At 51.3% G+C, this 23,794-nt stretch carries 21 protein-coding genes; 11 read left to right on the forward strand and 10 right to left on the reverse strand.

The genetic code is table 11. From position 1 onward, the window contains the following. The 3 genes from A372_RS38400 to A372_RS0105110 form a co-directional block, all read left to right on the forward strand. A partial coding sequence (locus A372_RS38400; RefSeq protein WP_036703358.1) for a hypothetical protein occupies window positions 1-184 on the forward strand: 184 nt, incomplete at its 5' end. Between the two features lie 48 nt (window positions 185-232). After that, a complete protein-coding gene (locus tag A372_RS0105105; protein WP_019419749.1) occupies window positions 233-2,086 on the forward strand; it encodes a cache domain-containing sensor histidine kinase in 1,854 nt (617 codons plus the stop codon). Further along, the gene (locus A372_RS0105110) at window positions 2,067-3,713 is read left to right on the forward strand and encodes a response regulator transcription factor (RefSeq protein ID WP_019419750.1); all 1,647 of its coding nucleotides are present in this window, start codon (window positions 2,067-2,069) and stop codon (window positions 3,711-3,713) included. Before A372_RS0105105 ends, A372_RS0105110 begins: the two co-directional genes overlap by 20 nt. Before the next feature lie 126 nt (window positions 3,714-3,839). Here A372_RS0105110 and A372_RS0105115 read toward each other — a convergent pair whose 3' ends face one another. Further along, complete coding sequence (locus tag A372_RS0105115) at window positions 3,840-4,340, reverse strand: DUF2062 domain-containing protein (protein WP_019419751.1); 501 nt, start codon at window positions 4,338-4,340, stop codon at window positions 3,840-3,842. Between the two features lie 213 nt (window positions 4,341-4,553). Between A372_RS0105115 and A372_RS0105120 the strand changes: the two genes are divergently transcribed. Continuing rightward, on the forward strand, window positions 4,554-5,333 hold the full coding sequence (locus A372_RS0105120; protein WP_019419752.1) for a tryptophan-rich sensory protein: 780 nt from the start codon (window positions 4,554-4,556) through the stop codon (window positions 5,331-5,333). A gap of 139 nt (window positions 5,334-5,472) precedes the next feature. Here the strand turns inward: A372_RS0105120 and A372_RS0105125 are convergent, their stop codons facing one another. The 6 genes from A372_RS0105125 to A372_RS0105150 form a co-directional block, all read right to left on the reverse strand. Further along, entirely contained in the window at window positions 5,473-6,702 is a 1,230-nt protein-coding gene (locus A372_RS0105125; protein WP_019419753.1) for an MFS transporter, read from the reverse strand. 496 nt (window positions 6,703-7,198) lie between these two features. Further along, a complete protein-coding gene (locus tag A372_RS0105130; RefSeq protein ID WP_019419754.1) occupies window positions 7,199-8,317 on the reverse strand; it encodes a GerAB/ArcD/ProY family transporter in 1,119 nt (372 codons plus the stop codon). Between the two features lie 106 nt (window positions 8,318-8,423). Further along, window positions 8,424-9,548, reverse strand: coding sequence for a GerAB/ArcD/ProY family transporter (locus A372_RS0105135; RefSeq protein ID WP_019419755.1), 1,125 nt, complete (start codon window positions 9,546-9,548; stop codon window positions 8,424-8,426). A 10-nt stretch (window positions 9,549-9,558) separates the two neighbouring features. Next, a complete protein-coding gene (locus A372_RS0105140) occupies window positions 9,559-9,786 on the reverse strand; it encodes a hypothetical protein (RefSeq protein ID WP_019419756.1) in 228 nt (75 codons plus the stop codon). Then, window positions 9,787-10,995: a Ger(x)C family spore germination protein gene (locus A372_RS0105145; protein ID WP_019419757.1), complete on the reverse strand. Its 1,209-nt coding sequence runs from the start codon at window positions 10,993-10,995 to the stop codon at window positions 9,787-9,789. A 19-nt stretch (window positions 10,996-11,014) separates the two neighbouring features. Next, a complete protein-coding gene (locus A372_RS0105150; protein WP_237728487.1) occupies window positions 11,015-12,559 on the reverse strand; it encodes a spore germination protein in 1,545 nt (514 codons plus the stop codon). 158 nt (window positions 12,560-12,717) lie between these two features. On the opposite strand from A372_RS0105150, the gene A372_RS0105155 reads away from it, so the two are divergent. The 6 genes from A372_RS0105155 to msrA all read left to right on the forward strand — a co-directional run bounded on the left by A372_RS0105155 (window position 12,718) and on the right by msrA (window position 19,244). Beyond that, window positions 12,718-13,182, forward strand: a complete 465-nt coding sequence (locus A372_RS0105155; RefSeq protein WP_019419759.1) for a MarR family winged helix-turn-helix transcriptional regulator — start codon at window positions 12,718-12,720, stop codon at window positions 13,180-13,182. Between the two features lie 100 nt (window positions 13,183-13,282). Then, the gene (locus tag A372_RS0105160) at window positions 13,283-13,690 is read left to right on the forward strand and encodes a DoxX family protein (RefSeq protein WP_019419760.1); all 408 of its coding nucleotides are present in this window, start codon (window positions 13,283-13,285) and stop codon (window positions 13,688-13,690) included. A gap of 62 nt (window positions 13,691-13,752) precedes the next feature. Continuing rightward, window positions 13,753-14,472, forward strand: coding sequence for a pirin family protein (locus tag A372_RS0105165; protein WP_019419761.1), 720 nt, complete (start codon window positions 13,753-13,755; stop codon window positions 14,470-14,472). A 223-nt stretch (window positions 14,473-14,695) separates the two neighbouring features. Beyond that, complete coding sequence (locus A372_RS0105170; protein WP_019419762.1) at window positions 14,696-16,414, forward strand: phospho-sugar mutase; 1,719 nt, start codon at window positions 14,696-14,698, stop codon at window positions 16,412-16,414. A gap of 960 nt (window positions 16,415-17,374) precedes the next feature. After that, complete coding sequence (locus A372_RS0105185) at window positions 17,375-18,454, forward strand: M42 family metallopeptidase (RefSeq protein WP_019419765.1); 1,080 nt, start codon at window positions 17,375-17,377, stop codon at window positions 18,452-18,454. Window positions 18,455-18,662: 208 nt separating this feature from the next. Then, window positions 18,663-19,244 carry a peptide-methionine (S)-S-oxide reductase MsrA gene (gene msrA, locus A372_RS0105190; RefSeq protein ID WP_019419766.1) on the forward strand — a complete coding sequence of 194 codons (582 nt, stop codon included), beginning with the start codon at window positions 18,663-18,665 and terminating at the stop codon, window positions 19,242-19,244. A gap of 140 nt (window positions 19,245-19,384) precedes the next feature. Here the strand turns inward: msrA and A372_RS0105195 are convergent, their stop codons facing one another. The 3 genes from A372_RS0105195 to A372_RS0105205 form a co-directional block, all read right to left on the reverse strand. Next, window positions 19,385-20,359, reverse strand: coding sequence for a diaminopimelate dehydrogenase (locus tag A372_RS0105195; RefSeq protein WP_019419767.1), 975 nt, complete (start codon window positions 20,357-20,359; stop codon window positions 19,385-19,387). Between the two features lie 109 nt (window positions 20,360-20,468). After that, entirely contained in the window at window positions 20,469-21,938 is a 1,470-nt protein-coding gene (locus tag A372_RS0105200) for a sensor histidine kinase (protein WP_019419768.1), read from the reverse strand. Beyond that, on the reverse strand, window positions 21,920-22,612 hold the full coding sequence (locus tag A372_RS0105205) for a response regulator transcription factor (protein WP_036703374.1): 693 nt from the start codon (window positions 22,610-22,612) through the stop codon (window positions 21,920-21,922). Before A372_RS0105205 ends, A372_RS0105200 begins: the two co-directional genes overlap by 19 nt. A 174-nt stretch (window positions 22,613-22,786) precedes the next feature. Here A372_RS0105205 and A372_RS0105210 point away from each other — a divergent pair, with 174 nt between their 5' ends. Beyond that, window positions 22,787-23,647, forward strand: coding sequence for a CPBP family intramembrane glutamic endopeptidase (locus A372_RS0105210; RefSeq protein ID WP_019419770.1), 861 nt, complete (start codon window positions 22,787-22,789; stop codon window positions 23,645-23,647). Window positions 23,648-23,794 lie beyond the last annotated feature (147 nt).

Genomic DNA, 23,794 nt, shown 5'->3' on the forward strand with positions numbered 1-23,794 from the left:
CGCCTACACTCCGCTCCTCCTTGCAAGTTTTGCGGAGCAAAACTCGCTACGGAAGCATATGCTTCGAGTTCTTGCAACCTTCTCGGTGCTGAAAAGTGAACTTTTTGAATTCATATTATTAGTATGGGGTTTTATGAAAGCGGTTGCCACTGATGCTGGTGAACGAAAAGGTGGAATATATTGACCTGACCCTGAGGAAAAAGGTACACTTTGAACCGGAGGCGACGTTGTTATGCGATGGAATAGTATTCGGACTAAGCTCATTACATTTATGCTGATTGCAACGATCGTCCCTACGGTAGCGACGATGATCATTTCCTACAGCTACACGACGGACTCGCTGAAAAAACGCGCCATACAAGAAAATCATCAGTTGATTTTCCAAGGTAAGACCAATCTTGCGAACTTCCTCGAAAATATAAATCGCGCTTCGCTGATGGTCTATACCGATTTTGAATTTTTTCGCCAGTTAAGCCGGGGATACGACGATTACACGTTCGAATCCTATTCGTATATCACCTTGCAAAATATTGCGGCTTCCATGCGCGACATCTGGCAGGTGTACTTGTACCGCAACGAGGTCAAGCGCGCCACGCTCGTCATTCAGAACGTGCCCCGCCGCTTGCATGACGAGGAGCCGAATGGTTCGGCGCTGGAATATACGCGCGGCGGCGACGGCATCGGCATGCAGCCGACACATTTGAGCCAGACTTATGGCTTCGCCACTTCGCCCTATTATTTTCCAAGTGTGCAGGTGTTTTCTTTGCATCGGAAAATTTACCGCGTCCCGTCCAAGGAAGAGATCGGGCTCTTGTCCATCGATGTGAAGCTCGATGCGCTCGCCGCAATTATCGATCAGTTATACCAACGGGACAAAGAGCACATTTATTTGCTAAATGATGACGGAAACGTGTTCTATTCCGATGATCGCAGGCTCATCGGACAGCGTCTCCATGAAAGGTGGTATACTTCTTCCCATTTTCAGAGCAATGGAAACGGTCATTTTGAAAAAGATGACGCTATTTTCATACATGAACGCATTGATACACCGATCGCCAACTGGACGCTGGTCAAGCAAATACCGAAATCGTATCTGCTGCGGGAGGCTAACCGCGCCGCGGTCATTAATATGATGCTCATCGCCCTGTCGCTCGTCGTCATTATCGCGGCCACCATCATCGTCTCACTGCGGATTACGAAGCCGATTAGCCAGCTTGTCCGTTACATCAATCAGGTTCAGACCGGGAACTTGCGTGTGGACATCCAGCCGGTCAGCAATGACGAAATCGGCGTCGTCTCGAAGCGGTTCCGCAATATGATGGACATGATTAACAATCTCATACTGCGCGAATATCAGCTTGAGATTGCCAATAAGACGAACCAGCTCAAGGCGCTGCAGGCGCAGATTAACCCGCATTTTATGAACAATGCGCTGCAATCGATTGGCACACAGGCGCTGCAGTTGAACGCGCCTCACATCTACAAGCTGGTGACAGCACTGGCGAAGATGATGCGCTACAGCATGTATACCGATCAGAGCACCGCCACCCTGCACGAGGAAATCGAGCATGTGAAGGCTTACTTGCAGCTGCAGGCGCAACGGTTCGAGAACACCTTCGATGCCGCCTACGAGAATGAAGCGGCTACCTTGAACGTTCTCGTGCCCAAGATGACTCTGCAGCCGCTCGTCGAGAATTATTTCAAGCATGGGCTCGACCGCGGATTGACAAGCGGGAAGCTCATTGTTCGCAGCCGCTTTATCGATGAACCGGACGGGCTTATCGAAATCACCGTGGAGGACAACGGACGCGGCATGCCGCTTCAGCACCGGATTAAGCTCAACGAGAAGCTGCGGGAACTGTACCCTGAACAGCCCGGTGTCTCGACGACACACGTGTTGTCGCGCAACGATTACGTGACAGGGGAAGCCTCCTCCGGAATCGGACTTGTGAATGTGCTCACCCGGCTCAAGCTGTTCAGCGGCGGAAATGCCAACATGCATGTAGAAGCTGTAGAGCCGCAAGGCACCCGCATCGTCATACAAATGAAGGTGGAGCGTGATAACAATGAAGGCATTGATCGTTGATGACGAGAAGCATGTCCGTGACGCCATCAGGCTGCTTGTGGAATGGGATGCGCAAGGCATCGACCATATTTATGAAGCAGCCGACGGGCAACAGGCCGTGGAGCTGCTCTCTGCGCATAAGCCGCAAATCGTCATGACAGACATGATGATGCCCAATATGAGCGGCAGCGCCTTAATGGAGTGGATTAGCCAACATTCCCCTACAAGCAAGCTAATTGCGATAAGCGGGCATGATGATTTTGCGCTGGTGCGGCACACGATGCAGCACGGAGGAATGGACTATATACTGAAGCCGATCGATCCCGACACAATCAATGCAGCTGTAGCCAAAGCGGTCGCCGCCTGGCTTCAGGAGGAGAAAGAGCGGGCTGCGCGTCACCAGCAGCGAATGCAGGTGAACGAATTCAAGCCTCTCCTGTCGGAGAAGCTGTGGTCGAGCCTGCTCGATGATCCTTCCGTCTATGAGGCCAATATGCGCCGGCTTGAATTGGAGTTCGGCTTGCCGGCTGGCATAGATGAAGTGCGGATCACTGTTGCGGTGATTAATGTATGCCATCCGACGTTCCGCCATAAATTCGGCGATAACCGCCAGCTGCTGTATTACTCCCTGCTCAATATCGCCAACGAGATCGTGAATCGTGGTGCGCAATCGCGTGGCGCCGCCTTCCGCTATGCCAGTGCACCGAACGAGCTGGTGCTCGTCATGTGGAAGCAGGCGGACGAGCTTGAAGCGGTGCTGCAGCAGGTGAACGAAGGCTTGCAGCAGACGATTCAGCGCAACCTGCATTTCGGCGTAAGCGAGAAGGTGGCCTTTCCAGCCGGAATGCAGGACGCTTATGCCAGAGCCAAGGCCGCGCTGGCGCAGCGCAACCTGCTCGAACGCGGCTCACATATTCATGCTGCGTGGGAACTCGCTGCGCCAGAAGAAGCTAGCGCTTCCGCTGCGAGCAAAGCCGTGCGGCTCTCGTCTTATGGCGAGGCATGGAAGCTGGCCGTACAGAGCGGCCACGCCGAGCAATTGAAGAGCGCCGTCCGCCGCTGGGTGGATGCCGCGCGCTCCCTGCAAGCGGTAACGCCGCATATGCTGCAAGCTTGGTTGAAGGAATGGGGAGCGCTCCGTATGCGCATTGCGCAAGAGGTGGCCCCCGATGCCGCGGATCAGATTATCGCGCAGCTGACGCAGCATGATTCGTTGACCGAAATCGATTGCACGGAGGAGTTGCAGTGGGACGTATGGGAAGACGCCTGGCAGACAGCGTTGACGGAGCTATCTACGGCCCTGCTCAGCCATCAAGGACAGGAACAGCACATTATTTTTGACATCGCCAAATATATCGAACAGCATTATCATGAGGAGCTGTCTCTGCAGGATATGGCTGGGCGCTTCTATGTGAGCCGCGAATACATTTCGCGCAAATTCAAGCAGCAGTTTGGCATCAACCTATCGGATTATGTAACGCAAATTCGATTAGAGAAGGCGAAAATGCTGCTGTTGAACCCGCACCTTCGGATCGTGCATGTCGCCGAAATGGTCGGCTATCAGGATGAGAAATATTTCAGCAAAGTGTTCAAAAAAGTGATGGGCGTATCGCCGAATGCCTATCGAAAGCGGCAATCTGAGCTATAATGCAGAATAAAAATGCCTGTGCAATCCTATCACAACAAGCGAAAACAGACACTCCGTTCCATACAAAAGGCACTGCGTTTCTCTTGGGAAGTAGAGACGCAGTGCCTTCTTGAAGTTGACTAACGTTTACGCATGCTTCAGCTTGCGCTTGCGCGAGCGGACGAGCCATAGAAATCGATGACGATAACGATGCACCAAATAACGTACAATAAAATAGCCGACAGCCGTAAACACAATACTGTTCAAGACAGCGCCGATGACAAAATCCATACCCATTTGCTGCCAAGAATGCACGGATTCGGCCGCCTCCTGATACATGCCTTCACCCGGACGCACATCCGGAACCTCCACATTGACGCCCTGACTCGTCCACAAAGAACCTACAGCGTAATTCAAGTAGAACAAGAGTGGCCAAGCGAAGGAGCCGACTCCCGCCGCCAACAAAGCCCCAGTAACACTGCCTCGCACCAGCTTCGTCAAACCGATCGACATGGCGGGACCGATCCCGAATGTCGGAAACCAACAAGGGAAAAATCCAAATACGATTCCTAATGCTATTTTTGACGCCCCTTGCTTGGAACGCAACATTTGAATCATCGTAAGACGAAATTTACGTGTCCATTTCATGCTCAGACTCTTTTTCCTATCCATAATGTGTAATATACCTCATGCAATCTTTTTTCTATACGCAATTTCTATTATAGCGCTCCCCGCTTTGAGTTATCTGACAAAATTGAAAGAATTGACCGTGTACCCGTTATTTTTGGACGGGTTCGGTTATATTCTGTAATAGTAAGAGATGGTGAAGGGGAAGATATGCAGTTGCGAGGAGGGATTGAAATGCGCACTTTTAACTACAAATGGCTTAATATTCTCGCCTTTGCCGCCGTCCTGGCTGTGAACACTCTGGCTGAGGCCGTGCCGTTAGGCGGTAAGATGACAGGAGAAATCTCCGCCATGTTTCCCGTGCTAATTACACCTGCAAGCTACACCTTCAGCATTTGGATATTGATTTATTTGTTGCTTGCCGGATTCGTTGTTCATCAAGCGCTTCCCAGAAAGGACGACGTCACGCCTACCATACGATCCATCGGTTCTTTATTTGTTTTCAGCTGCCTGTTCAACATCGGCTGGATACTGTTGTGGCATTACTTGTACACGCAAGTATGGGTGTCTCTCATCGCCATGATTGGATTATTAACGAGCTTAATTTTGACTTATAACAATCTGCGCAAAGTGGGAGCATTCACGACGGTGGAACGCTGGCTGGTGCGGCTGCCATTCAGCATCTACATGGGCTGGATCTGTGTAGCGACGATTATCAATGCTGCAGTCGTCCTGTATGATGCGCAGTGGAACGGCTTCGGCTTCGAGGAGGAGGCCTGGACTATCTTCATGCTGGCGGTCGGCGCACTGCTTGCTTGGGTCGTCGGCGGACCGAACCGCGATCCGGCGTTCGTGCTCATCTTTGTATGGGCTTATATCGGCATTGCGATCAAGCAGCAGGACATCACTACCGTTGCCTATACCGCTTATGGTCTTGCTGCCTTGTTGATGCTGCTAGCCGTATCCCTGACGTTCAGCCGGCGCGCCGATACGCATTCAGCCAGTCTGCAATAGACCGTCCCGTTCCAGCACAACTTGGAATTAAATAAGACCTCTCCAGGACAAGGGAAATTCCCGTTCATTGTCCTGGAGAGGTCTCCTGTTTTGAATCGTATATACAACTTGCCGTTTGCCGTTCGTCAACAAAGTGCGTCTACGTACTTGCATTCTTCTGTTCCGGAAGCGGATGAAGATGCCTTCCGTCACGCAGCAGCACACGCCGGCCAAGCGTCCCCGCAAGCAGCAGCATCAGCAGCCCCAGCGAGGAGGCAAGCCCCCACGTCTGAACCCATGTCGGCATTCCTTTCATCCATTCAAAGACCAATCCACCGAGAATCGGGCCCAAAAATGTCGCAAATCCGGTAATTGCCGAATACATCGCAATAAACATCGGCCGCTCACTCTTCGGCGTGTCGCCGATAATGAAGTTAAATGCAAGTTGGTTGAACCCGCCCGTGCCGATGCCGACCAGCGCATGTGCAACAATAAGTGCCAAAAACGTCGGAATGATTGCGATCAGAGACCACGATACAGAGGACAACGCAATAATCGGCAGCGTCCACAGCAGCAAATATTTATTGCTGTATCGCGCATTCAAGGTCCCCCATACATAGAGGCTGCACATACTGACAACCGTCTGAACGACGGTAATGATCGACACGCGGTCATAGCCTATTCCGAGCAGTTCAAGCATCATATAGGAGTAGAACGGTAAAATTGTATTTTGCAAAAAAAGCCACGCTGACAAAAAAAGCACCGCCTTCATAAATCCCCTGTCCCGAAGCGGCTTCTTCAACATGGACACCATCTTGCTCTCCGTCGAGCGCGCGAGCGGCAAGTTCGGATAGAACATGAACATGACAATATTCCATAAGCTGAACACGAATGTAATCGTAAACAGAATATGAAATCCCGTACCTTCAGGGTATGCTTCAAGCACTTGCCCCCCGATGAATAACGTCAGGCTTCCGATAGCGCTGACAATCGTATTGCGAATACCGAAATAACGTCCTCGCACCGAGGCAGGCACGATGTCCCCCATTAAATTCGTCCAAATGATCCCCGCTCCTGCGTTTGCCAAAAAAGCTATCGTGTACATAACGATAAATGCAGTCACCCATACACTCTTGTCGAATAGAAACGGAATAAGACCAGTAGCAGTCCACATGAGACGGTGGATGGCAACGAGTCCGACCATCGTCCATTTCGGTGAACGAACGCGCTGCAGCACATAGGCGATTCCAAGCTGCGTAATGTTGACAAACGTCGTTATGGCCATGACAAAACCGATCTGACTCGAGGACGCCCCCAAGTACAACAGATATCCGGTTAAGAAAGGACCGCCAAGCAATGTAAGCGCAACAACCGCGGGGACCCCTTCCATCGTGGAAATCCACAAATACTTCCGATTCAAAGAGAACTTGCGCCGATGTCTGGACTTCGATGTAAGAATGACGATGCACTCCCCTATTCATGATGGCAAACCGATCAGGAAACGGTTTCAAGCTATGGAATTAAGGTCATTCTACATCCGGCCTCATGCATCGTCAATCGATATTGCAAGGCTATAACTATGAAATACAGTCGTTATTAGAGCGTACGCCTTGAATATAATATGTGTTCGCTTTTTGGATCGTAAAATCGGAGCATTTCGAGCAATTGCATCGCCTTGTTGATCAGAATGTCACTTTGTTTCGTATGAGGTCGCATACATAGCGTACAGCAGGATAATTTATGCAGAAAAGGCGGATTATCGACATGTCACGACGGAAAGTATGCCCTATCCGATCCTCGAAATCTGATTGGTCAACTTCCGCCGTTAACCCGTGCTCATCCGCATCTTCCAGGAAGCGACCCAAAGAGGCATCCAATCGCAGCGCTTACGAAGCAGACGATCTATTTTTGACGTCTTGGCCACCGTTCCGCTTATGCTTCCACCAGGCAAGCAGCAACAACAGTGCTGGATATACAATCTGCACCGTTCCTGAGAACAGCGGCTCGCTCGTCATGAACAGATCGTTCATCTCTTGAATGCTGTCCGCTATCCAGAAGCTCATCGCGATGATAAGAATCCCGATAGGGAAGACGAGGGGGCGATAATCGCTCAGCTTGAAGCACTGCGCCGTTCCAATGACGAGCGCATAGTACCACACTGCCATCTGGACGAACCCGCTCATGACCCACAGTACCATCACAATCGCTTCCACGTGCTCGAAGAAATTACCCAGACTGATATAGCGGGAAGCCACAAAGATCGGAAAGGTGAATAACGACGTCAAGTTGCCGAACAGAAACAAGCATGTCAGGTTGGTAACGAGCATAGTTACAAGCATTAACACGATGGAAATAATAGTCCATCTCCACTTGTTGCGCTTCCCGGTCGCATAAGGAATGACGAAACCGATGAGCGCAAATTCCATAAACCAGACAAGCGGAGTGACCGCCCCCTCGAATACCGGCTTCCAGCCTTTCTCAAGCACCGGTGTAATATGGCGAACGTCGAGTTCGGGGAGCAGCAGGACCGGAGTCAGAAAAATAAATCCCGCAAACAGCGGAGCGATCAATAAAGAAAACTTTCCAAGCACTTCAATTCCTCCACGAATCGCTACAGCGCACACAAATGTGAGACAGATGCTCACTACGAATTCCGGAGTCCGCAGCAGCACCGAGCCGACGATGAATTCCCCGTATTCCCGCACGATAAGCCCCGCGCCGTGCCAGAGGAAAAACAACCATACGAGATTGGCCGCTCCACCTATCCATCTGCCAAGCAACCGCTCTCCATACTGTATAATCGTCTGCTCCGGATAATAATGATGAAGCTTAAGCAGCAGGAACATCGTGAGAAACCCTGTGCTGGAGCCGATGATGGGAGAGATCCACAGATCATTCCCCGCAAATTTCGAGGTAATGGCAGGAATGATCAATACAGAGGTAGAGCCTACCGCCAAATACATGAGCATGCACAGCTGCGGCCATGTAATGCGCCCCTTTTCCACATGAATCACCTCACTATCGTATCGTCCAATTTAAGTAACAAGCGTGCGCTCGGACATATCACCGCATTCTTAATGACGCTGGACGGATGGCTGCCATTATGTTCCACTATGTTGCCGAGGGCGAATCGGGCCGTTCTCGATACTTCGATTCTCCGGTCTTATGCTTCCACCATGCGATCAACAGAAGCAGCGCCGGGTAACAAATCTGTACCACAGCGGCAAACACCGCCCCACTTGTCGTGAATAGCTTCGTCATCTCCGATAGATCATTCACAATCCACAAGCTCATCGCCACGATAAGAATGCCAATGGGAAACACTAGCGGACGGTAATCACGGATATGAAAGGACTGGGCCGTTCCGATGACAAGTATGTAGTACCATGAGCTAATCTGCACGAATCCGCCCATAATCCACAGAACCATTACAATCGCTTCGATATGTTCGATGATGTTGCCCAAGCTGATATATTTTGCCGCATTGAATACGGAAAAGGTATACATGGAAGTCAAATCGCCGAACACGAACAGGCATGTCAAATTCAGCAATACCATCGTGCCGAGCATTAGAATAATCGGCAGGCTAAGCCACCTCCATGGGCTCTGCTGACCGGTCGCAAATGGGAGCATGAAGCTGACGAGCACATATTCCATGAACCACTCCATCGGCAGAATGGAGCCTTTCAGCACCGGCTTCCAGCCGTTCTCGAGCACCGGAGTAATTTGCAGGACATCCATTTCCGGCGTCAACAGCAGCGGAATGAAGATGACAAATCCCAAGAAGAGCGGGGTAATCAGCAAAGCAAACTTGCCGAGCACCTCAATGCCCCCGCGAATGGCCAAGGCGCATACGAAGATGAGGCAGATGCTCACGACGCTTTGCGGCGTGCGCAGTAGAACCGAACCGACGATAAATTCCCCATATTCCCGCAAAATGACCCCTGTATTCTGCCAGAGGAAGAAGAGCCATACGAGATTGGCCGTCCCGCCGATCCACTTGCCCAATAAATGCTCTCCGTACTGAATGATCGACTGATTCGGATAATACCGATACAGTCTGAGCGCCATATAGATCGCCACAAAGCCAACCACTGAACCGATGAACGGCGTCATCCACAAATCCTGATGAGCATACTTAGCCGTCACCGAAGGAACGATAAGCACGGAAGTGGCTCCCACCATTAAATACATCAACATGCCGAGCTGCGGCCAAGTAATGCGACCTTGTTCCATAACTCCCTCCTCAACCATTCAGCCACAAGTAGACCGGCATAAAGATGAAATCGATTAAATCACGCGGTGTTGGGCCCTTGTAAAAAATGGCCATATATAAAACGACGATCCAGCCCAACGCAGATAAGACGAAGAAGGCGCGCAGCTCTCGAATAGGCGTCTTTCGCCGTCTCCTCCACTCGAACAGGCCGTTCAATAATAGGAGAATGCACATGGCTACGAAAAAGGGGTACGTCATTTAGCGCTCACCTATCTTTTTCAACTTTTCCCTAATGCTCCCTGGGTGGACGATAAGCGACTCCACAATAATCTCCGTATCCATATCCTTATAGATTCGTTCCCAATTCTGCTTTATCGTCCGGTTCCACTCCTTCGCATATTTACGGTGGACATATTTTGCGAAGCCGAACACATCCGCCTGCCATTGTTCCTGCGAAATCTTAATGGAATGCTCGATGATGCGCTTAATCTTCTGGTTGGTCTTGAGCTGTGCCTGATGCGTCTCTTTAGCGTTGGATACGTCAAACCGACTGTTATTCTGTATGGCGTCCATGTACGGAAATACTTTGACGCGCATCGTCAGCCTGCGTCCGTCCCAATGCGGTTCGATATCGATTTGATTTTGCCTGAGGCGCAGCGTCAAACAATCCTGAGGGGTCTCTCCTTCCTCGCAATACGAGACAGTCAGCCGTTTTTCACCGCGCAGCAGCATAATCCCCAGCATATCATTTCCAGCCATTCCGCCGATGTAACGGTCTTTTTTAATGATGGCCAGCTTCTTCACGGAAGGGATCTGGACCCCAAGCTCGCTGCTGCTCCATTCAACAAATGGCGCATAAGCCGTTCCTGAATCTCCGCTCAGCATTTTGACCATTTCCAGCAAGCTGATCTTCCAGACGGCACGTGATTTGCCCAAATCCTCGAACAGCTCGGCCACGTTATTTTGCAGCTGCGGCAGTGATTGGAGGAATTCGCTCGCCTGACCGTCGGCGACGAAGATAAGCGCACGTTCGCGCGGACTCTGGAATCGCTGGAAGAAATCGAAGTGCTCCAACACCCCCTTGGATGCCAAGTCTTTGCTAACGACGTACACTTCCGCATGTCCCCAAAAGATATAGCGCGGCATTTTATTTTGCAATTCGAACAGCACGTGACCCAAAGTAGGCCCTGATGCAGAGAAAACCGTTGTCTGTCCCCCGCCTCCACCGTCCTTTTTCGGCTCGCTGCCGGACTGCTGCCCGCCACCACCGCCTTCCTTCGGCACGAACACCTGGAGCGTCATCTTCACGCCTCCGTTTCCGTCCGAATCGAGACCGGCAGCCAAAATAATAGACAGCTGCTCCAGCTCGGTGCGATCCCAGCAACCGGTAAGCGTCGTTAGCAGCAGCATCGCGATACCGAATGACACCATGCACCGGCATTGCACACGAATCGCTTTACGCATCATGCAACCCCCTCTTACAGGTTCAGCCCAATCCATTCCCTTGATTTGCTTTGTCTGATGATTGCTCTGCGTTTTGCATCTGATCGGTTTCTTTGGTCATGTTCTCCACCCATACCGGTTGCCGAATCAAGATGTCCTTCATCATGGAAGATCTAAACGGAGCGACGCCGGTTAAGTAAGGCACGCCGAACGATTTCAACGTCAGCAAATGCGTCACGAGCAAAATGAAGCCCATCATCGTTCCGATGAGACCGAGAAATCCCGACAGCAGTATAATCGGGAACCGGAGAAGCCGCACGGAGATGCCTAAGTTGTAGTGCGGCACAATAAAGGAAGCGACACCCGTAATCGCCACGACCATGACCATCGGAGCGGATACGAGTCCAGCCGATATCGCGGCTTGACCAATGACGAGCGCGCCCACGATGCTTACCGCAGAGCCGACCTGCTTCGGCAATCTGGCCCCGGCCTCACGCAGCGCTTCGAACATCAGTTCCATCAGCAGCGCTTCCACCAATGCGGGAAACGGCACTTGGGCTCGCGCCTTTGCCATCGTCAGAATGAGAGCAGTTGGGATCATTTCCTGATGATAAGAGATGACGGCCACATATATAGAAGGACCGAGAAGAGCCACAAATATACTAGCGTACCTCAACCATCGGACAATCGTCCCAAAGAAGTGGCGCTCGTAATAATCCTCAGGAGACTGCAGGAAGGACACCCACAAGGCCGGAGCGATAAGCGCAACCGGGGATCCATCCACCAGAATGACGACTCTTCCTTCCAGCAAGTGAGACGAAGCAACATCCGGACGCTCGGTCGTCAGGAGCTGCGGGAAAGGAGAATACGGATTGTCCTCCAGACATTGTTCTACATACCCGCTGTCCAAGATGCTCTCCAGCGTGATGTTATCCAGACGCCGCTTTACTTCTTCCAGCAATTGCTCGCTCGCCAAGCCTTCCATATATACAAGATTGATCGTTGTATGGGTCAGTTTCCCCCGTTTAATCGGTTGTATCTTAAGCTTCGGAGAACGGATGCGGCGGCGCAGCAGACTCGTATTCGACTGCATCGTCTCGACGAAGCCATCCCGCGGCCCCCGGACGACGGATTCCGCATCCGGTTCTGTCACGCTGCGCTTGTCGAACTGGATCGCTTCGATTGAGAAAGCAGTGTCGCTCTGATGCGGAATGAGGATCGTCATGCCAGACAGCATCAGCTCGACTACCTCCTGCATAGTCGTATGGGTCTTCACCTTCACCGCCGTCAACGTTCGCAGGACGCTTCCGACTGTGACGCCGTCCTCATCCTCCTTCGGATCTTTCTGATAACGTGTAACGAGCGGCTCGATGACATGCTCGTCAATCTGTAAATTGTCCACCATACCGTCGACATATATTAAAGAAGCCTGTTGTCCGCCCTGAAATGAAAAGGAAAAGAACACAATATCCGAACAATGATGAAATATATTTTCTAAATTTTTTACATTTTCTTTCCCTTCAGAGGACCAGACCATATTCGCATCCGAAGCCTCTTGCAACGGCATTGCCGATGGCACAATGATCACGCCTTTCCTTGTCATCCTTTCGTTTCCATGATAGGGTTCCATAAATATCCGCAAATTATAAGTTGACAGCTTGAGCGTCATATGATAAATTAATCTCGTATTCAAGATATTATTATTCGAGACATTAGCAAGAGCAAGCATAAAGGTGGTGAATAACCATGCATGAGAATCGATTGGAATTGATGGATGCCGATGTGCAGCAATCCCTTAAATTGTTCGTCGTGCTCTCGCGAGCTTCGAAGACGCTAATGGATTATGCGCAGCATGACATGAAGCATTATCAGCTTAATCCGTCAGAATTCGCAGTGATGGAAATGCTGTATCATAAAGGCTCCACCCCCATTCAACAAATTGGCGGCAAAGTGCTCTTAGCTAGCGGGACGATGACTTACGTAGTTGATAAGCTTGTGAACAAAGGATATATCAAGCGACGTCCTTGCGAACAAGATCGCCGGGTCATCTATGCGGAATTAACGGAAGAAGGCGAACGTGTCATGACAGCCATTTTTCCAGAGCATGCAGCAGCCATTCATGAATCCATGAGGGGATTGACGGCAGACGAGAAGCAGCAATTAATTGAGCTTCTGAAGACGCTGGGTCAGAGCGCAACCTCTCCTGATTAGCCCTTCTTTTTTACAGAGGGCTCTTATTAGGCACAATATCTTGAATTCAAGAATCTTTATTTCAACAAACTTTGTTTGATACAATTTGAGGAGGAACATAATGATGTTGGCAGATTACGGTTTATTGCTTATACGAGTTATTATCGGAGTAACGATGATGGGGCACGGCGCGCAGAAATTGTTCGGCTGGTTCGGCGGTTACGGTGTAAAAGGCACTGGCGGTTGGTTCGAATCCATCGGAATGCGGCCGGGTGTCGCAATGGCGCTGCTGGCCGGAATGACTGAATTGATTGGCGGACTGCTGTTCGGTCTCGGGTTATTTACATGGGTCGGCGCCGCGCTTATCGTCGGCACGATGTTGGTTGCGATTGTGAAAGTTCATGGGGCCAATGGCTACTGGGTCACTCAGAACGGGATTGAATACAATGTCATCCTCACTGTAACGGCCATAGGAGTCGCTTTAATCGGGGCAGGTTCTATTTCTTTAGATGCTTTGCTGCAAGGGTAATTGGGAATAGCGGATGAACCGTTACCAACTCGGAAACTCTATAATTTTCAGGAGGCATCGTTATGAATGAAACAATGGATCGCTCGATTCGACGGGCGAATGAACGCTATCACAATGACCATGGATGGTTAAAGACACACTTCAGCTTTTCTTTTGCCGAGTACTATGATCCAAATAATATCCAGTTCAGCGCGTTACGGGTATTGAATGATGATAACATCGCCCCGGGAACTGGCTTCGATCTTCATCCGCACCGGGATATGGAAATCGTTACCGTCGTGTTGAAAGGCCAACTGGAACATCGGGATACAACAGGTAATCGGGAAATCATCGTACCGGGCCAAATCCAGCGCATGAGTGCCGGCACCGGCATTTATCACGGCGAGTTCAATGCTTCGGACACCGAATCGCTGCAGTTGATGCAGTTGTGGTTTCTGCCGGAAAAGATGGGACTTCAGCCATCCTATGAGACGTTCACCTATGGCATGGAATCGATACAGAATCGACTAGTTCCGGTCGTGTCTAATCGCGCGGACGAACTCGGAACTGCACGAATTCATCAGGATGTAACGCTGCAGCTAGGACAATTCGCGGCAGGCCAGGAGCTTGCCTACGACACGAATCCCGGCCGTTCTCTATACTTGTTCATCATCGAGGGAGAAGTCCGATTCGATGACGGCATGACACTTCATCGCCGCGATGACGCCCGCATTCGGAACGCTCATTCGCTTAAGCTGCAATTCGAGCAAGACTCTCATATCATGCTCATCGATTTGTCGTAACGTGAACTGCATTCTGCTTACCACATAGTCCACCTGTCTGCAGATCTTTCCATCTGCAAGCGAGTGGTCTATTTCTTTTTTGCACATCATACATGCAGTCATATAGCTGTACCCTGACTGCGTACGATAGAATTAGTGCATGATTTTTCACATGCAGAATGCTGCAAATTCCAGTACAATAGATCAATGCACAGTAAGATGAATTGAAGGAGGCAATCAACGAATGGATACTGCACTTCGTGCGCAACAAAATTACGACGCGTGGTTACACGATCCTCATATCGACGAGACGACAAAAGCGGAACTGCAAGGCATCGCCGGCGAGGAACGCGAAATTACGGATCGCTTCTATAAAGACTTGGAATTCGGCACAGGGGGGCTCCGGGGCGTAATCGGGGCGGGCAGCAACCGCATGAACGTCTATACGGTCGGCAAAGCGACACAGGGACTTGCCCAATACTTGAAGCAAACAACGGCTTCTCCATCAGCTGCCATTGCTTATGACTCCCGGCATTTCTCACCAGAATTCGCGCTTGAGGCAGCACTGGTACTGGCCGGAAACGGTGTAAAGGCATATGTATTCGAGAGCTTGCGTCCGACACCGGAGCTGTCGTTCGCGGTGCGTCAGCTGCAAGCAAGCGCTGGCATTGTCGTTACCGCCAGTCACAACCCGCCGGAATATAACGGCTATAAGGTGTATGGCGATGACGGCGGACAGATTACGCCTGAGACTGCCGCCCGTGTCATTGCCGAGATTCGCGGCGTGACTTCGTTCGCCGATATCCGTAAGTTAAGCCGCGAGGAAGCAGAAGCACAAGGCATGCTCGTATGGCTGGGTGAAGACATGGATGAAGCGTACATATCGGCTGTTGCGCAAGTAAGCCAGAATGAAGAGCTAGTGCGCAAGACTAGCGATCAATTCCGCGTCCTCTATACTCCTCTGCATGGCACAGGCAACATGCCGGTGCGGCGTGTGCTGGAGCGCATCGGGTTCCAGCAGGTGCGCGTAGTACCGGAACAGGAGCAGCCGGATCCGAACTTCTCTACTGTGAAATCTCCGAATCCGGAGGAGCGTGAAGCATTCACCATTGCCATCGAGCAAGCGAAGGCTTGGGATGCTGACATCATTATGGGCACAGACCCGGATGCCGACCGAATGGGTACCGTCGTGAAGAACACGAATGGCGAGTATGTCGTCCTGACCGGGAACCAAGCTGGCGCCATTATGGTACATTATTTGCTCGATGCAATGAAGACGAAGGGCACGCTGCCAGTTAACGGCGCGGTTATCAAAACGGTCGTAACGAGCGAGCTTGGGGCGTCCATTGCAAAATCATACGGCATGACCGTATTGAATACGCTGACCGGCTTCAAATATATCGGGGAGAAAATGACGGCGTTCGATCAAACTGGCGAGCATACGTTCATCTTCGGTTACGAAGAAAGCTACGGCTACCTGGCCGGCAATTATGCACGCGACAAGGACGCGGTCATCGCCGCCATGCTTATTAGCGAGGCGGGCGCTTACTATAAAGCACAAGGCAAGACGCTGTACGAAGTGCTGCAACAATTATACGCCCAGCATGGGTATTACTTGGAAGGCTTGCAGACACGCACGCTGAAAGGTGTGGAAGGCGTGGCCGTTATTGGCGGCATTATGGAGAATTGGCGAGTCCAAGCACCAGACACGGCCGGTGGCAGCCGAATCGTGCGCACAGAAGACTTCGCTCAAGGTCTGTATGATCTGCCGAAGGAGAACGTGCTCAAGTTCCACTTGGAAGACGGAAGCTGGTTCTGCCTGCGTCCGTCCGGAACGGAGCCGAAGATTAAGATGTACTTCGCAGTGAAAGGCACATCCGGAGAAGACGCGCAAGCAAGATTGCAGCGCGTTACCGAAGACGTCATGTCCAATATCGACGCCTTCATTGCAGCCCAGAAATAATCTGCTTACACAAAGAGGCTGCCGACGTATGTTCGTAACGTTGGCAGCCTCTTTTTTGTTGATGAACGTTTGGAGGCAGTTTCCTTGTCTATGCATAGAATCAGCAAGCTCCTAATCACGTAATTTAGGAGATGAGATGGAGGGCCAACTCCCCCTTATGCGCACTCTCCCCTTTAGTCAGGGTAACATTCAGATGAAGTCACCCCACATAAAAATGGCAGCGTAACCGCGAACACCTATACTTGCGCATTGGCCGCCTGACAACTTAATTCGAAGCTTAGCGGCATAGCTTTCGACATTGCTGCACATCTTGATGCTTCACTATGGCTTCCTCACCCTGACACGGTTCACAATGGACCCCGACCTTGGCCGATCACTTCACTACGCTCATCTTTTGAGCCACCTGCTTCACTGCAGCCCCGGCTCTGATCTATCCCACTCACGCAGCCCCGGCCCATCCCCTCAAGAGGACTGCATTCACAGTTCCTGATTGATTGGGAGAATGAGCATATGAAAGCAACCAACGAATGACTTCATCTTTTGCTGCATATATTTCGTCACACTTCTTGTGTTCCAACACAAAGCATGACCTCTACCCTTACATCGAGCTTTCCAACTACCGGTTAAACGGACAAAAATGACGGCGACAAGCAAAATGATCTGCCAGATGTTCATCTTCATGATATGCGTGTCCTTCAATGTCGGTACGACCACCCCGAGCGAGATCGTCGAAATGATGAGCGTCATCAGAAACACGCTGCTAATTAAGCCTGCCCATGATGCAATAAAGTTCCTCCTTTATATCCAACTCTTATTTTTTTTGTTCTCATCATGCACCATCATGAAATTGAAATGAAAATCAGGTTTCTCCTTCTCATTTCAAAGGCTTGCATCCTCAATTGGATCGGTTCATACTTAGGTTACATAATTATGCGTTTATTACGAAAGGAGCATCATTCAATGCAGCAAGAAACGTTAGATTTATTCCGCACCTTAACAGAGTTCCCTTCCGCTCCCGGCTTTGAACGAGAGCTTCGTGCCTTAGTAAAGCAAGAACTGTCCCAATATACGGATGAATTCGTCCATGATGCGCTCGGCAGCATCTTCGGCGTTATGCGTGGCGATGAGCAAGGCCCTCGCGTCATGGTGGCTGGCCATTTGGATGAAGTCGGCTTCATGACGACTCAAATCACACCGAACGGGATGCTGAAATTCACACCACTCGGCGGCTGGTGGGGGCAGGTCGTTCTCGCGCAGCAAGTGGAAGTCATTACGCCGAACGGCCCGATTCCGGGTGTCGTAGGCTCGATTCCGAAGCATTTGCTTGATGAAGCAACGGCGAACAAGCCTGTCGACACGAAGCATATGTATATCGATGTAGGTGCGGACAGCCGTGAAGAAGCAGAGCAAGCCGGCATCCGTCCAGGACAGCAAATCGTTCCGGTCTGCCCGTTCACCCCGCTGCTCAATCCGAAGAAAATTATGGCCAAGGCATGGGATAACCGCTATGGCGTCGGCCTCGCGATTGAGCTGATGAAGGAACTTCACCGGGAGCAGGCTAAGCTGCCGAACATCTTGTTCGCCGGCGCGACCGTACAGGAAGAGGTCGGCTTGCGCGGAGCACGCACGGCGGCGAACCTGATCCAGCCCGACATTTTCTACGCTCTTGATTGCAGCGCAGCGAACGATATGACTGGCGATCCGAACTCGTTCGGCCACCTTGGCAAAGGCGCATTGCTCCGCATTTTCGACCCGACGATGATTACGCATCGCGGCCTGGTGGAATTCATCCAGGATATTGCGGACACACACAAGATTCCATATCAATATTTCGTTTCCCCAGGGGGAACAGATGCGGGACAAGTTCATTTGAGCAACAAAGGCGTGCCTTCCACCGTTATTGGCGTATGTGGACGTTATATCCATACTCCAGCTTCCATCGTTCATACGGACGACATAGATGCGGCGAAGGAATTGCTTATTCAACTTGTGAAGCACACAGACCGCACGACGTACAACACAATTGTGGAACGTGCGTAACGAATAGATAAATTAACGGATATTTTTAACCCGCTCAGCCGGGATTCAAACAGCAAATATTGAACACAGAACGCGGCCCCTTCCAGACGGAAAAGGGCCGTTCTCTTTGTTTTGAGAAATCCACATCAACAATTCTTGGCAGTCACTGCCGCTCGCGTTACACTAATAACACAATCTATGATTTTTCTTAACAAGGAGGCTAACACTGATGTCTTATTCACAATCAACGAACACTTCAGAGGAGAACCGTGCGCCTGGTCCATCGACATGCATTGAGGCAGCGACGTTCGCTGGCGGCTGCTTCTGGTGCATGGTTAAGCCGTTCGATCAATGGGACGGTGTGCACAGCGTCATATCCGGTTATACGGGAGGACACGTTCCGAACCCGACATATGAGCAAGTGAAGTCGCAAACGACAGGGCATATCGAAGCGGTGCAGATTACATTCGACCCTGCCGTCATAACATACGAACGTCTGCTTGAGCTATTCTGGGGACAGATCGACCCGACAGACGCCGAAGGTCAATTTCAAGATCGGGGCCATTCGTATACAACGGCCATCTTCGTTCATTCGGAGGAGCAACGGCGCAAGGCCGAAGCCTCCAAAGCTGCACTTGCTGCGTGCGGCAGCTTCGACAAACCGATCGTCACACCGATTGTAGACGCCAAGCCTTTCTATCCGGCAGAAGATTATCATCAAGACTATTACCGCAAAGAGCCGGAGCATTACAAGGAGGACCGCTCCAAATCAGGCAGGGATGAATTCATTGCGAAGCATTGGGAACCGTAAAAGACTCCCGTTCGTCGCTGCGCAGATATCGCCTGATACTGGCTGAAACAAAACAAGCTGACGTCTGTACTGGACAGACATCAGCTTGCAGCCAACAGACCTATATCGGCCGGATCGCTTTCTACATGTGTTCGGGATACTTACAGCAGTTCCTTGCGCAATTGCTCTGGTGACTTTGGAGACATCAGGCCGAACGGAATGTCGAATACCGTACGCGCCCCGGACTCTCCACGCGCAGCCAGCTTAGAGACAGCACGTGCGTAAGCTACGAGCACACTTGCGGTAAACTCCGGATTGCTGCCGAGGTTCAGGCCGAACTCCATAATTTGCGCAGTGCCTTCACCCGTCATGCCACTGCGGAATACGAGGCCGCCGTGCGGCATCGCAGAGTGGTTCATCTTCAGCTCTTCCTCACTGATGAAGTGTACGATCGTGTCGTAGTCAGCGAAGTAGTTCGGCATCGACTTAATTTCTGCTTCAATGCGCGCTTGATCCGCATCTGCTTCCGCCACGATGTAACATTCGCGTACATGCTTGTCCCGTGTCGTCAGCTTCGGATTTTCCCCAGCACGGACTTTCGCTACCGCCTCATCGGACGGAATCGTGTATTGCACGCCGTTCTTGACACCTTCCACCCGGCGGATAGCATCGGAGTGCCCTTGGCTTACGCCGCGGCCCCAGAACGTATATTCATTGCCTTCCGGCAAGATGGATTGGAACAAAAGTCGGTTAAGCGAGAACAAGCCCGGATCCCAGCCCGTCGAAATGACGGAGACGTGTCCGTTCGCTGCTGCTGCGGAATTCACGGATTCGAAATATTCCGGAATGCGTGCGTGCGTATCAAAGCTGTCGACGGTGTGGAACTTACGGGCAAGCTGAGGCCCTTGCTCCGGCAGATCCGTTGCCGAACCGCCGCACAGAATCATAACATCGACTTTACCTTTGTATGATTCGGCCTCGTCCAACGAAACGACCGGAACGTGCGATTGAATAGATTGCGGATCGCGACGCGTAAAGATGGCGACGAGCTCCATATCTGAATTTTGGCGAATCGATTTCTCGACCCCTTTGCCGAGGTTGCCATAACCTACGATACCAATGCGAATTGCTGTCATGTGGTGTTGCTCCTTTCCTAATCACAAATCTTTCTCTAGTATAATATGGATTTCTACAGTCCGACATAGATTATTGGAAGAACATATTGCACTTCATGTGCACTACACGTTAAGACTGCACCGTCTCCCTGGCCGGGAGCGTGACCGTCACGCAAGCTCCGCCCAAGTCGAGGTTGGATGCTAGGATAACGCCGCCGTGCTTCTCTGTCAGCAGCTTCGCCATGTACAGGCCTAGTCCGGCGTGACCTTTATGGCGCGAACGCGACGTATCGCCTTGAACAAATTTATCGAACACGATGTCCAGCGCGTGCGCCGGGAATCCCGGCCCGGTATCCATAATTTGCATAACAAGCTTATGCTCCGCTAATTCCGTTCTCCATGAGATGGTTCCTCCTGCCGGCGTAAACTGCACGCTGTTGGCAAACAAGTTATCCAACAATTGCGACAGCCTGTCCGGATCGAACAGTACGGAAGCCTGCTCTTTGCGTTTGTCCTCCAGGTCATATGTGAAATGAATGTGCTGCTCCCCGCACAGCCGTTCGATGTCGGACGCCTTCTCTTCCATAAACACCCTGACGTCCACAGCACGCTGATTCAGCCGGAACTCCGGCGTCTCCATTGCCGATACCGTATTCATCTCCTGTACTAACCGCGCCGCGCGCTTCGTGTTTTTGTCAATCGTCGCCAAATAGCGATACAAACGATCCGGGCGCTCCGCCCCGCCTTCCAGCAGTCCTTCCACATGGCCTTGAACAATGGCAAGCGGCGTTCGCAGATCGTGGGCTAAGGCGGCTACCATGTCGCGCCGCTCTTGCTCGAGCTTCCATTCGCGCTGCAGCGATAAATACAGTTCCCGCCGCATCTCATCGAAAGCTTTTACAAGCTGGGCGATCTCGGACGTGCCTTCATAAGAGAAGCTGAAGTCCAAATCACGCCGCTGCACCCGCTTCGTTCCCTCGATCAGCTCTTGAATCGGCTGGTTCAGCTGTCGGCTGAATCTCCTGCCGAACAGCCAGGTAAATACAATAATAAGCAGAAATGGTAAAAGTATAATAAGCGTTCCCAACAGGCTGACGTACGGATTGCTTGCCTCATCGGTCGCAGTGACCGCAAGCACATAAGTCAGTACGACCGCCCCTTCGAACTCACCTGCCGCATTCACGATTGGCATCATTGTCCGCGCATGATTGGAATCAATCATTTTGGTGGAATTGAGCCGTTCAATCAATTCGCGGCCACTGTCGATTCGCGGGTCTGTCAATGTGCCATACACAGGTGTCCCGTATCGATCAACTATCGCGTAAGATATCCCTGTGCCGTCGATAACCTGCTCTAACGCTGACCTACCGCCCTCTTGCAGCAGATTGTCTCCCTCCGCCGCCACAACCTGCCAGATGCCCGGTATCTTCTTCTCATAATAATTAGCAGGTCTAATCCAGTCCGCTTCTCCCTGAAACATCAACCACACGACCAGCCCCCATACGGCAGCAGTCAAGATAAAGCTGAGTCCGATAACTAGACTGAAATAAAAGATGAATTGGCGTTTAATGGAGCGTGTCTTCACGAACGGTCCCCCCATTTGTAGCCAACCCCCCACACGGTTTCGATCCAGCGCGAATCCGGATCGGCGGCAGCCATTTTGGCCCGGATATTTTTGATGTGCTCCGTTACGGTAGCATCATCTCCGAACGCATCCATCCCCCACACCTGCTCATAAATGTGTTCGCGCGCGAATACTTGTCCCGGATGCAAGGCAAGCAGTTCTACAATGGCAAACTCACGGTTCGTCAACGGCAAGGTCTGTCCTTGGCAGCGCAGTTCATATCCCCTGACATCGATCGTATAGGAGCCGAACTTAAGCAGTCCGCTGTCCCGACGCTGTATGCTGCGACGTTCCCGCCTGAGGTGCGCTTCAATGCGTGCCTTCAGTTCCCGTAGGCTAAACGGCTTGACGATATAGTCGTCGCCCCCTGCCGCCAGTCCGTAAATCCGATCGGCTTCGCTCTCCCTTGCGCTAACAAATATAATCGGGCAATCGACACTATCCCGCACTTGTTTGCAAAATTGAAACCCGTCCGTGCCCGGCATCATCACATCCAGCACAATCAAATCCGGCAGCCGCTCTAATATGAGCCGTTCCGCTTGCTCCACGTTATAAGCTGCCCTCACCGCATAGCCCTCATCCTCCAGCGCATCCCGTACGAACTCAGTCATCTCTTCTTCATCATCAACAAGCAAAATGCTCACTCTCATCATATCCTCTGTCATCCCCCGCCGAACGTTCTCCTTCTGTTCAGTGTAATCCAAACTTCTTCTGCGGGGCAAATGAGCGCGGACTTTATACTTTCTTGAGAAATGCGTTGTAAGCTGACAGATAGACACTGCAAAATGTATCTCTTGTGCACATGAAAGAAAGGACGATATTAAATGAATTCAACCGCAAATGCAATTTTGAAAAAAGAGGCCTTCTTGTACTGCGTGCTTGTGCTCGGCTTAACCTTGGCCGCGAACTTGAGCGGCGTGTTCGAGCTTATCGCTGTCAGCCAAGCCGCACCGCTCATCACGGTGTTGCTGCTGCTTCTGTTCCGTCCAAAGCGGAAAGAGACACTGCTATCGACTGGCATGACGAAGCTCGGCGGACTTCGCTGGTACGTGATTGCACTGCTGTCCGGCATTCCGGTCATAATAGGTTTTGCCGCAGCCTGGGGACTCGGCTTTATCGCGCTGCCGTCCGCCCATGAATTTAGCAACGGCATGACCATGACCGCCTACTTCCAAGTCATCGCTCAGAGCTTCTTCAGCCCGAACATGCTCATTGTGATGACATTGTTCTCCTTCGCCGAGGAGATCGGCTGGCGCGGCTACTTGCAGCCGAAGCTGACACAGGCTATGGGTGCAAAGAAGGCGATTCTGATTACAGCGGCCGTGTGGGCCGTATTCCATTACCCATTCTACTTAAACGGCTACAATGAGGACGGAATTCCGCTTGTGACGATTGCGCTATTCACGGCGATGATATTTCCGCTTTCCGTCGTGATGGGCTGGGTCCGGCACAAGAGTGGCAGCCTATGGCCTGCCGTCATCATACATACGGCTATCAACCATAGCCGCAGCTGGTTCGAAGCGTTGTTCTATCATAAGCAGGAAGGCTGGACGTATGTAGCGGGTGAGTCCGGCATCGCCACGCTTCTCCTGTGGATTATCGCCGCCGTGCTCGTGTGGCGGTCGCTATCCGGTTCCGGAGCGGATGCCTCCAAGTCCGGACAAATCAATGATGTCGCCCTATAGTGGATGCCTAATCCACCGCCATGGATTTAATATGGGGAGACGATGCACAGCACCTTGTATTGAACAAAAAAAGTGTGTAGATCTAGTATCTTTCGACACCTTATCTACACGCTGAATGCTATTTTAACACCACCAACCCACCCAGCA

Source organism: Paenibacillus sp. OSY-SE, assembly GCF_000283315.1.
Classification (GTDB): domain Bacteria; phylum Bacillota; class Bacilli; order Paenibacillales; family Paenibacillaceae; genus Paenibacillus_B; species Paenibacillus_B profundus.